Annotated in this window: 11 protein-coding genes; 10 read left to right on the top strand and 1 reads right to left on the bottom strand. The window is 50.2% G+C overall.

What is annotated here, in order from left to right; all coding sequences use genetic code 11:
• The 5 genes from QZ147_RS06415 to QZ147_RS06395 form a co-directional block, all read left to right on the top strand.
• The coding region (locus QZ147_RS06415; protein WP_295148357.1) for a DUF3137 domain-containing protein at positions 1-836 on the top strand (836 nt) is incomplete at its 5' end.
• A gap of 72 nt (positions 837-908) precedes the next feature.
• Positions 909-1745, top strand: coding sequence for a class I SAM-dependent methyltransferase (locus QZ147_RS06410; protein WP_295148354.1), 837 nt, complete (start codon positions 909-911; stop codon positions 1743-1745).
• A 424-nt stretch (positions 1746-2169) separates the two neighbouring features.
• Positions 2170-3297 carry a glutamate 5-kinase gene (proB, locus tag QZ147_RS06405; RefSeq protein WP_295148352.1) on the top strand — a complete coding sequence of 376 codons (1128 nt, stop codon included), beginning with the start codon at positions 2170-2172 and terminating at the stop codon, positions 3295-3297.
• A 220-nt stretch (positions 3298-3517) separates the two neighbouring features.
• Positions 3518-3694, top strand: coding sequence for a hypothetical protein (locus QZ147_RS06400; protein ID WP_295148349.1), 177 nt, complete (start codon positions 3518-3520; stop codon positions 3692-3694).
• Positions 3666-4124: a hypothetical protein gene (locus QZ147_RS06395; protein WP_295148346.1), complete on the top strand. Its 459-nt coding sequence runs from the start codon at positions 3666-3668 to the stop codon at positions 4122-4124. The genes QZ147_RS06400 and QZ147_RS06395 overlap by 29 nt, the downstream gene beginning before the upstream one ends.
• Before the next feature lie 16 nt (positions 4125-4140).
• Here QZ147_RS06395 and nhaA read toward each other — a convergent pair whose 3' ends face one another.
• Positions 4141-5322: a Na+/H+ antiporter NhaA gene (gene nhaA / locus QZ147_RS06390; protein ID WP_295148343.1), complete on the bottom strand. Its 1182-nt coding sequence runs from the start codon at positions 5320-5322 to the stop codon at positions 4141-4143.
• A gap of 190 nt (positions 5323-5512) precedes the next feature.
• On the opposite strand from nhaA, the gene QZ147_RS06385 reads away from it, so the two are divergent.
• The 5 genes from QZ147_RS06385 to QZ147_RS06365 form a co-directional block, all read left to right on the top strand.
• A complete protein-coding gene (locus tag QZ147_RS06385) occupies positions 5513-6772 on the top strand; it encodes a glutamate-5-semialdehyde dehydrogenase (protein ID WP_295148340.1) in 1260 nt (419 codons plus the stop codon).
• 201 nt (positions 6773-6973) lie between these two features.
• A complete protein-coding gene (locus QZ147_RS06380; RefSeq protein ID WP_295148337.1) occupies positions 6974-7912 on the top strand; it encodes a restriction endonuclease in 939 nt (312 codons plus the stop codon).
• Positions 7913-7985: 73 nt separating this feature from the next.
• Positions 7986-8615: a hypothetical protein gene (locus tag QZ147_RS06375; protein ID WP_295148335.1), complete on the top strand. Its 630-nt coding sequence runs from the start codon at positions 7986-7988 to the stop codon at positions 8613-8615.
• Positions 8612-9526: a pyrroline-5-carboxylate reductase gene (gene proC / locus QZ147_RS06370; RefSeq protein ID WP_295148333.1), complete on the top strand. Its 915-nt coding sequence runs from the start codon at positions 8612-8614 to the stop codon at positions 9524-9526. Before QZ147_RS06375 ends, proC begins: the two co-directional genes overlap by 4 nt.
• Before the next feature lie 223 nt (positions 9527-9749).
• On the top strand, positions 9750-10221 hold a 472-nt coding region (locus QZ147_RS06365; protein WP_295148332.1), incomplete at its 3' end, for a hypothetical protein.

Raw genomic sequence — 10221 nt, 5'->3', positions numbered from 1 at the left:
AGACGCTAAAAGAGACCAAAAAATATAGCGCGATAAGCGTGCTAGCGGCGATCGCCGCTGCCGCGGGACTAACGGCGCTAAAATTTAAGATAGAAGACTCACTCGCCTTAGCCTTCGGTCTTGGCGCCTTTGTCTACTCTATGAGCGCCGCACCTAAAATCAAGGCCTACAAGCAAAATTTCAAAGACAAAATCATCCGCGCGCTCGTAAATTCAAGAGGGCTAAACTACGATCCTTACGGGCAAACGCCGCTTGAAGATTTCCTTCACGTCTATAACTGCCGCGTAGACGAATACGACTCAAACGACCTAATTAGCGGGCAAGTAGAGGGTGTGAGCGTGCGGTTGGGCGATTTTAAAGCCGCAAAAATTATAAAAACCGATAAGGGCGAGCGCAGAGAGACGCTTTTTGAAGGCGCGATATTTACCGCCGATTTTCACAAAAACGTCGACGCCTACGTCTCGGTATGCCACAAAAGCTCGCAAAATTTAGCCGTTTACGGCGAGCGAGCCTATATGGACGACGCGCGGTTTAACGAGTATTTTAAGGTCTATTCAAGCGATCAAATCGCCGCTAGATACGCGCTCACGCCCGTTTTAATGGAGAAAATTTTAACGCTTCATTTAAGCCTCGACGCGCCGCTAAATATACTAATCTCGCAAGATAAAATTTACGTAGCAGTCGAGACTTGGCGGGATAATTTCGAACCCGATATCAACGCCAGCTTGCTAGGAAGCGACGGCGCGGTGCGCTACGCTAGGGAGCTAGACGGGTTTTTAGCCATAGTTAGCGAGCTTAACCTAAACCGCAAAATTTGGAAGATGAAAGATAAATAACCGCGTAAAATGAAAGCGCGGATTTCTCCTTTTTGAGTTATAATTGCGATAGATTATCATAAAGGAGAAGCTATGCAAGCAAAAAATATCAAATTTAACGACGCGATTTCAGAGACGCTGTTTATAAATTTGTATTTCCGCGCGCTGGATAACGACGAGCCGGATCCTATACTGGGCGATCCCTTTTCGCGCCCGGTTATGCAGCGTATAGATTATGATTTCGCTAAATTTAAAGGCGGCAAATTTAGCAAAACCGGCACCGTGATTAGAGCGCGGTTTTTCGACGACGAGATTTTAGATTTCGCTCGCAAAAACGCGGGCGAAAAGCTAGTCGTAGTCCAAGTCGGAGCTGGGCTTGATACGCGTCCGCTAAGGCTTGAAAAGCAGCTACCGGGTGCCTTGTTTTACGACCTTGATTTACCCGACGTCATTGACCTGCGGGGCGAGCTAGTGCCAAAATCCGCGCTAAATTTTAGCCTCAAAGCCTCGATGTTTGAGACCGCGTGGATGGACGAACTGCGCGCGCGGCACGAAGGAGCGAAGTTTATCTTCGTGCTAGAAGGCGTGGCGATGTATTTTAGCGAGCCTGAGATTTCGGCGTTTATGCGAAATTTAGCGCAGAGATTTAGCGGCGTAGTTATGCTTGATTTGCTCAGTCGCTTCGCCGCTAGCATAGAGCCTAAAAAGCACGACGTACTGCGCTATATCGCAAATCCGCCTAAATTTAAACTCGGCATCGACGACGAGAGGTCGCTTGAAGCGTGGGACGAGCGCATTAAGCTTTTAAAAACGGGCGTGATGATGGACATAAGGCCTGAAAAATGGTGCCTTGCGGCGAAAATTTTCCGCATTTTTAGCAAGATCAAAAACTCGTGCAAGATGTGCGTCTACGGGCTAAATTTAAGCTAAATTTTGCGCTTTGTCGTTTAGCGTAAATTTGCCGCGAGTTTGAATCTTAGAGCAGGCTAGGCGTTTATGCGGATTTTGCGGAGTAAATTCGCCGCGCGTTTTAGCTTGCCTGCTGCGCTCGCATCGGCATTTAGATATTTACGGCACGGATTAAATGGCGCGCGAACGAACGCGGCGAGGCTTAAATTTAGCTCCGAATTTTAACTGCGCCCGCTATTTTGTAAACGCTCGAAATTTGCCGCAAACGAAACGCCTTGCTAAATTCGCGCAGGTTTTATCAGGTGTTTGATTTGCACGGTAACCGCCCGCAAGGTCGCGCCGCTTGGTTAAATTTACCTAGATTTCGCGCCGCCGCCGCATTTTAAAGCTAAAATTTAAAATAAGCCGTTTTGGGTATAATTTTCAAAAATTTCGGAGCGGTAAAATGGATAGAAAAGAGCTTCTAGGCGGCGTGAAACGCATCGTCGTAAAAATCGGCACATCAACGCTGGCAAACGCGGACGGTTCGCTAAACGAGGATAAAATCAAACAAATCGTAGCAAATTTAAGCGAACTAAACGAAAACGCCGAAGTGGTATTCGTAACCTCGGGCGCCGTGGGCGCTGGCATGGGTCAGATGAAGCTCGCGCACAAGCCAAAATCCATCGTTGAAAAGCAAGCGCTTGCCGCCATCGGGCAGGTTTCGCTCATACATCTTTATCAAATTTTATTTTGGGCGCACAGCAAAAAGGTCGCGCAGCTACTGCTAACTAAGGACGATTTTAGCGACCGCCGCCGCTACCTAAATATGCGTAGCGTCCTGCGCTCCTTGCTCGCTAAAAAAATCATCCCCGTCATCAATGAAAACGACCCCGTCGTGGGCGAGGGAATAAGGGGCGTAAAAGTGGGCGACAACGACACGCTAAGCGCGCTGGTTGCGGGACTAATCGAGGCTGATTTGCTCGTGATTTTGACCGATATCGACGGGCTATACGATAAAAATCCAAGCATTTTTACGGATGCTAAATTTATAAATTTGGTCGAAAATTTAGATGATAGCATTAGAGCGGCTGCGGGCGCGGAGGGCAGTAAATTCGGCACCGGCGGCATGCGCACCAAAATAACCGCAGCCCAGATGGCGACCAAAAACGGCACTCACCTTATCATCGCAAACGGCGCGGATCCGCGAAACATCGTGCGAGCAGCGCAGGGCTGCGAGGTCGGGACGCTATTTTTGGCAGGCAAAAATAGGATAAATTCGCGTAAATACTGGCTCGCCTACTCGGCCGCGGACAATGGCACGGTCGCTATCGACGCGGGCGCGGCAAAGGCGCTAAAAGAGGGCAAAAGCCTGCTAGCAGTCGGCATCCGCGAGGTCGTGGGCGAGTTTGAGCGCGGCGAAGCGCTGGCTATCAAAGACGCAAGCGGTCTGGCGCTAGCTCGCGGCATAACAAACTACTCCTCGGCCGAGCTAGCCCTCATAAAAGGGCGCAAGAGCGAGGAGATCGAGGCGGTTCTTGGCTACAAATACGAGGATGAGGCGCTGCATATCGACAACATCGCGCTGATTTAGGTTAAATTTGGCGGTTTGTCTGCGGCTAAATTTGGTCGTCATCGCGTCAAATTTGCGCTAAATTTAGAGCAAATTTTCCTGCATGGCGGGCGAAATTTAAACGGACGCGGCGGCTAAATTTGATCAAATTTGACTACCCGAACTAGCCGTGCGGTCGCCGTTAAATTTGACGGTTGATTTTTGAGCGCACTTTGAAATACGGATAAATTTAAGGAAAAAAATGAACGAAAAAGAAGCGACGAAAACCAAATTCGGGCACGACTCTGCGGCGCGTAAAAGCTTATTTGAGAGAGCGATTTTAGCAGGCTGGGCTCCGTTTTCCGCTCGGGGTCTTATTTTTTGCGGCGCTTGGGATTTGGGCGTTAAATTTGAGCTCGGACGAGATTTTAGAGCTTAAATTTTGGCTGCCTTTTATCCGCGGCGTGCGGGTTTTTGCGCCGTTTTTGGACGATTTCGCAAACAACGGCGCGAGCCTAAACGTGATTGCTTTTTACGCCTGCGCCGCACCGTTTTGGATCTGTTTTTTCGCCGCCGTCTTTTGCCTAAACTACGGCCGCGCAGACTTTGGACGCCTAAATTTGATCGTGACGGGGGCGAAATTCCTCGTGCTTGGCGGATTTTGCTTTCTCGCGCTTAGCGGGCTGCTCTTTGCGCCTGAAGGAATGGGCGGCAGATGGGGCGTTTACGTGCGATTTGACGACTACGCCCTAGCAAACGACAGCGCGCTTTACAACCTAGCCGTCGCGCTAGCTATCGGCTTTGTGTTTGCGAGCTTTGCGCACGTAGCGTGCGATTTGATTTATAGATTACGAGGCGGCCGGCGGTAGTGAGCCGCTTTGCTCGCTACCGTTTTTCTACCGTGCCCAGATTTTCGGTGCTAAATTTTAGCAATATAAACCCGACTGCGCCCGAAACTACCGAACCTAGCAAGATAGCAAGCTTATCGGTGTAGGCAAATACGTCCGTGTCGTCGTAGGCTAAGCCGTTAACAAAAAGGCTCATCGTAAATCCTACGCCGCAAAGCACGGCGATGCCGTAAAGCTGGATAAAATTTGACCCCTCCGGTAGCTTGGCTAGCTTAAATTTGATCGCTAAAAAGCTAAATCCAAATACTCCGACTTGCTTGCCGACGAAAAGCCCCAGCGCCGTGCCTAGCGCGACCGGAGACAAAATCTCGTCCAGTCCGACGCCTCGCAGCGAGATGCCTGCGTTTACGAAGGCAAATATCGGCAGCACGCCAAATGCCACCCAGCCGTGCAGGTCGTGCTCAATGCTTTTTAGCATAGATTTGCCCGGCTCGTCTTTAAAGCTAAGCGGTATGAAAAAGGCCGCCACGACGCCGGCAAGCGTGGCGTGAACGCCAGATTTTAGCACAGCTACCCACATCACCGCGCCTACGATTAGATAGGCTGCCTTGCTCTTTACGCCGAGTCTGTTTAGCGCGAAAAGCGCGGCTAGGCAAACGCTCGCGACCGCAAGCATTTGGGCGCTAAGCTCGCTCGTGTAAAATAGCGCGATAATCACGATCGCGCAAAGATCATCGACGATCGCCAGCGTCATGAGGAAAATTTTTAAACTAGTCGGTACGCGAGGCCCAAGTAGGCTCAAAATCCCCAGAGCAAACGCGATATCCGTCGCCGTCGGTATCGCCCAGCCGCCAAGCGCGAAGGAGTCGTGTTTCGTAAAAAGATAGAAGATAACCGCGGGCACTATCAGGCCGCCTGCCGCGCCGATGGCAGGCAGCGCGATCTGCGACGGATTTTTTAGCTCGCCCTCTAGCACTTCGCGCTTTAGCTCGAGTCCGATGAGAAAGAAAAATACCGCCATCAACCCGTCGTTTACCCACAAGATCAAGGGTTTGCTTAGCCCGTATTCGCCGAAGCTCACGGTAAATTTGGTCTTTAAAAACTCGTTGTAAAAATCGCTCAAAAACGTGTTTTGACATAGTAGTGCCGCGACCGTAGCGATCATCAGCAAAATCCCGCCGCTAGCTTCGTGTTTTAAAAACTCTTTTATCCCGCCCATTTGCTTCCTTTTCATAAAATTTTAAGGATTATAGCGTATTTTTACGGTCACATGAAATCCGGACGAATTTAGCTATAATCAGGTCAAATTTAAAGCTAAAATTTGGTAGACGCATCGCTAAAATTTGCCTTACCGCGCTTGCGGGGGGGCGGGACGCTTGCGTACGGTTTTTATAGATTAAGGAGCGAAAATGAACGAAATTTTAGAGATCTGTAAGCGCGCAAAGGCCGCTTGCGGCGAGCTTTTGAGACTTGATAGCAGGGCTAAATTTGAAATTTTAAACGCCGTAGCGGACGAGCTGCTCGCGCAAAAGGACGCGATAAAAGCGGCAAACGCCAAAGACCTTGCAAACGGCGAGAAATCGGAGCTTAGTGCGGCATTGCTCGATCGTCTGCGACTAACGGACGCCCGTATCGAGGCTATGGCGCAGGGTGTGCGCGAGGTGGCGGGCTTTGCAGAGGTCGTGGGCGAAAATCTAGGCGGCTGGAGCCATCCAAATGGCATGCAAATCAGCCGCGTGCGCGTGCCGCTGGGGGTGCTGGGCATCATCTACGAGAGTCGCCCAAACGTCAGCATCGACGCGGCGGCTCTGGCGCTAAAAAGCGGCAACGCGGCGATCCTGCGAGGTAGCGCCATCGCGCTAAATTCGAACATTTTTTTGCTAAATTTATTTAACGAAGCGGGGGCGAAATTTGGCTTACCAGCAGGCGCTGTGCAGCTCGTGGAGAGCGCTGAACGCGAAATCGTGGCGCAAATGGCGAAAATGGGCGAGTATATCGACGTTTTGATACCGCGCGGCGGTAAGAGCTTAAAAGATTTTATCGCGCAAAACGCGACCGTGCCGATCATCATGACGGGCGAGGGGGTGTGTCATATCTTCGTTGATGAAGGCGCAAATTTAAAGCAGGCCGCGAGGATAATTAAAAACGCCAAAACCCAGCGTCCAAGCGTCTGTAACGCCGTTGAGTGCGTGCTTTTGCACGAGGGCGTGGCGGGCGAAATTTTACCGGAGCTTGTGCGCGAGATGCCGGAGGTCGAGTTTCGCGTGAGCGAGCAGCTGCTAGATGCGTGCGAGTCGGAGTTGCGCGGCACGGCAAACGTCAAGGCTGCAAGTGAGAGCGACTTTGGCGCCGAGTTTTTGGATCTCGTTTTGGCTGTGCGCGCCGTGCGAGATACGGATGAGGCGATCGGCTTTATAAACGCGCATTCCAGCGGGCATTCGGACGCGATTTTGAGTGAAAACTACTCAAACGTCGAGCGGTTTTTAAACGAAGTCGGCAGCGCGGTCGTCTACGCCAACGCCTCTACGCGTTTTAGCGACGGCAGCGAGTTTGGATTTGGCGGCGAGATCGGCATCAGCACGCAAAAGCTGCACGCCAGAGGGCCGATGGGGGTGAGGGAGCTTACGACCTATAAATACATCGTCCGCGGCAGTGGGCAAATTCGTTAGCGACTTGTCTTTTTGTCATATACTTCGTTGGATTTCGCTGCGGGTTGCAGTCACGTATTATATATACGCTCCTTTGCCCTTGCTCATCCGCCTCGTCTATGACAAAAATACTTCGCCTTAAAAATTTACATTCAAATTTGTGCTCAAATTTGCAAATTTAAAACATTTGTTGAGTGAAATTAAAAGCTATAAAGGAAAACAATGGTACCAAATTATAAAGATATGATGTTTTTGATATTAAAGTTTATTTATAAAAATACTAGAGTGACACTTAGAGAAGTTTATGGTGAAGCTTATGGATTTTTAATCAAAGACTTTTGTTGTAAACCAGATGAATTAAAAAGAGTCGTTACAAATGGAAAATTTGTTTACGAGGATCGCGCTTCATGGGCTTTGACTTATCTTATAATACCTGAAACTTTTAGAGAAAATAATCAAGATAAGAGTTTAATTAAAAGAGTTGAGCGTGGTGTTTATGAAATTACCGAATACGGTAAAAAGTTGTTTTTAAGTAACAATGTCCACCAAGAATTTGAAAAATGGAAACATGAAATATTTAACAATAAAAGCATTAGAAATGTATCGCAAAAAGACCAATTAGATATACTAAATAACAAGGAAGAATTAAATTATACTCCAATTGAAGTCATAGAGCGAGCTACAAATGAACTCAATGAATATTTAAAATCTAAAATTTTAGACGAAATTTCGCAAAAAGATCCGAGCTTTTTTGAGTATTTGGTGGCGCGTTTGCTCGAAAAAATGGGCTACGGAGTAGGCAGACTAACCAAAAGCGGCGCGGACGGCGGCATAGACGGTATCATAGACGAGGACGAGCTTGGATTGTCGCAAATTTACGTGCAGGCTAAAAGCTGGCAAGGCGCAGTTTCACGCCCTGAAATTCAAAAATTCGTCGGCGCGATCTCGGATAAGCAGACCAAAAAGGGCGTATTTATCACGACATCAAAATTTAGCAAAGATGCCAAAGAGTATGCGGCAAACGTGCAAAGTCACACGGTCGTTTTGATCGACGGTGAGCGGCTGGCGGAGCTGATGATAAAATACAAACTAGGCGTCCAAGTGCGGCAAAATATCGAGATTTGCGATATTGACGGCGACTTTTTCGGCGATGAAATTTGACCCGTCGCGAGTCGGCGCGCAGACATGCAAGGCGAAATTTTGCTAAAATAGGCAAAATCTTTAAAGGAAACCGATGAAAAAACTAAAATTTATCTTAGCTCTTGCCGCGGCGTTTATTTTTAGCGGCTGCTACGAGACGACGCTGCTTACGCGGGTGCCGATCTCCGCGCTTGCTTCGGATAAAAGCTCGGACGTGAAATCCACGCTCGTGCTAACGGGTATAACGCCGCAGACGCACGAGACGAAAACGGTAACGGACAACGTGCGGGTTTTCGTCCCGGACGCTAAATTTAAGGATTTCCCGACGGGAGAAACCGCCTACGAGATGAGCGTTAGCGCCGGCAAGGGCGAAAAGGGCGGCAAAAACTCGGACAAGCGCGCCGTGCGGATATATCTGGACGAATTCGGCGGCGTCTACGGCAGGCTTAGTAAAAACGTACTCGAGCAGTACGCAGGCGCGGCAAAGCAGGGCGAAGCGCCGACGCTAAAAGCGGCGATCAAATTTGAAAACGATACGAAAGACGTCTATGAGCTGGTCGTGGGCAACGAGTTTAAGGCGAGCGACGAGGCGCAGACGGGCGGCGTTTATACCTTGGCGCCTGGGCAGGTTACGGGCGCGATCTGGGCGGATAGCGCGGCGGTACGCGAGGCGCTTGCCGGCAAAGCGGTTAAAATCGGCACTCTAAGAAAGGCGGCAAAATGAAAAATCCTAAAATCGGCTTTATCGGCGGCGGAAATATGGGCGGCGCGATGATAGAGGCGCTTTGGCGCGCGCAATCTGACGAGGCCGGCGCAGTGCGAAGCTCGGCCGAGGACGAGCGAAAATCCAGCGGCGGTAGCGAGGCGCAAAGGGCGGAAAATTTAGCGCAAACGGATAAAAACGCGAGCTCGCGCGAATGCGAAAAAAAGACGAAATTTGAAATCATAGCCTGCGCCAGAAGTAAAAACGAAGCCTTGCGGCAGAGATTCGGCGTAAAAATAGCCGCGAGCGAAACGGATCTAGCGCGCGAAGCGGACGCGGTCGTGCTGGCTACTAAGCCCGCTAGCTACGAGGCTATCTTGCGCCTGATCGCGCCTGATCTTGCGGGCAAAATTTTGCTTCTTTTGGCGCCTAATTTTGGCATAAATCGCGCTAGGCAAATCGTAGGCGAGGGCGTTTATATCGCTCGCGCGATGCCAAATATAGCAGCTTGCATCGGCGCGTCGGCCACGGCTCTTTGCTTTGACGCTGGATTTAGCGAGGCTAAGAAAGAGACCGTGCGCGAAATAATCGCAAAAATAGGCAAAATTTACGAGATAGACGAGACTGGGTTTGCCGCATTTACGGGCATCGCGGGAAGCTTGCCGGCGTATGCGTGCGCTTTTATCGAGGCTGCGGCGGATGCCGGCGTGCGGGGCGGACTGCCTAGGCAGCTTTGCTACGACGCCGTTGCGGCAGCCGTGGAAGGGACGGCGCGCCTGATCCAAAGCGGCAAGCACCCGGCCGCGCTAAAAGACGAGGTCTGCTCGCCGGCGGGAACCACGATAGAAGGACTTGCCGCGCTTGAAAACGGCGGATTTCGCGGCGCCTTGATGGATGCCGTCACCGCTTGCATCGCCAAAGCGCGGGGTTAGGCTCGCGGCTTTTGCTTTGCCGATTATTTAAGTCTAATAAATTTATGCGTTTTGTATTTGCTTGAAATTTCCGATCGCGCCTAAATTTCTCGTCCGAGCCGAAAAACGCCCCCGCGTTTTTGCTATAATCGCACATTAAATTTTAAAAGGATACGAATGAAATTCTTCATCATCGCGCTGCTTGCGGCGATAAATTTATTCGCGCGAGCCCGGCCTTTCGCCATTGCTGGCCGCAGATACGCTAGAAAAGGTCAAAAAATGCAAAAATCCCGACCTAAACGCTACCAAAGAGTGCGTGCAAGCGGGCATGGTAGCTGCTAACTTAAAGCAAGACTACGGCGCGGCGGAGGGGCTATTTAGCCTAGCCTGCGCCAAAGGAGACGGCGAGGGTTGCTTTTATCTTGGCGAACTTTATAAAAATAATCTAGTAAAGGCCGCGGACAAGAGCGAGCGCGAGACCAAGATTAGCGCGTATTACAAGGCTAGCTGCGTCCTTTACGAGTATTTGCCCGGTTGCTTGGCGCTAGCTAATTTCATGCAAGAAGAGCTGGGCGACGAGGTGCAGTCGTTTGCGATAAACAACACTCTATGCAACAAAAAATACGCTCCGGGATGCTACAACGCGGGCTGGATGATAGAGCGAACGGGAGGCGATATAGGCGAGATGATGGGGTATTACGAGCGCTCGTGTAAGC

This window comes from uncultured Campylobacter sp. (genome assembly GCF_905371695.1).
In the GTDB taxonomy this organism is placed as follows: Bacteria; Campylobacterota; Campylobacteria; order Campylobacterales; family Campylobacteraceae; genus Campylobacter_A.
Note: the sequence above shows the minus strand (reverse complement) of the source record. Positions and strands in the feature narration are given on the sequence as shown.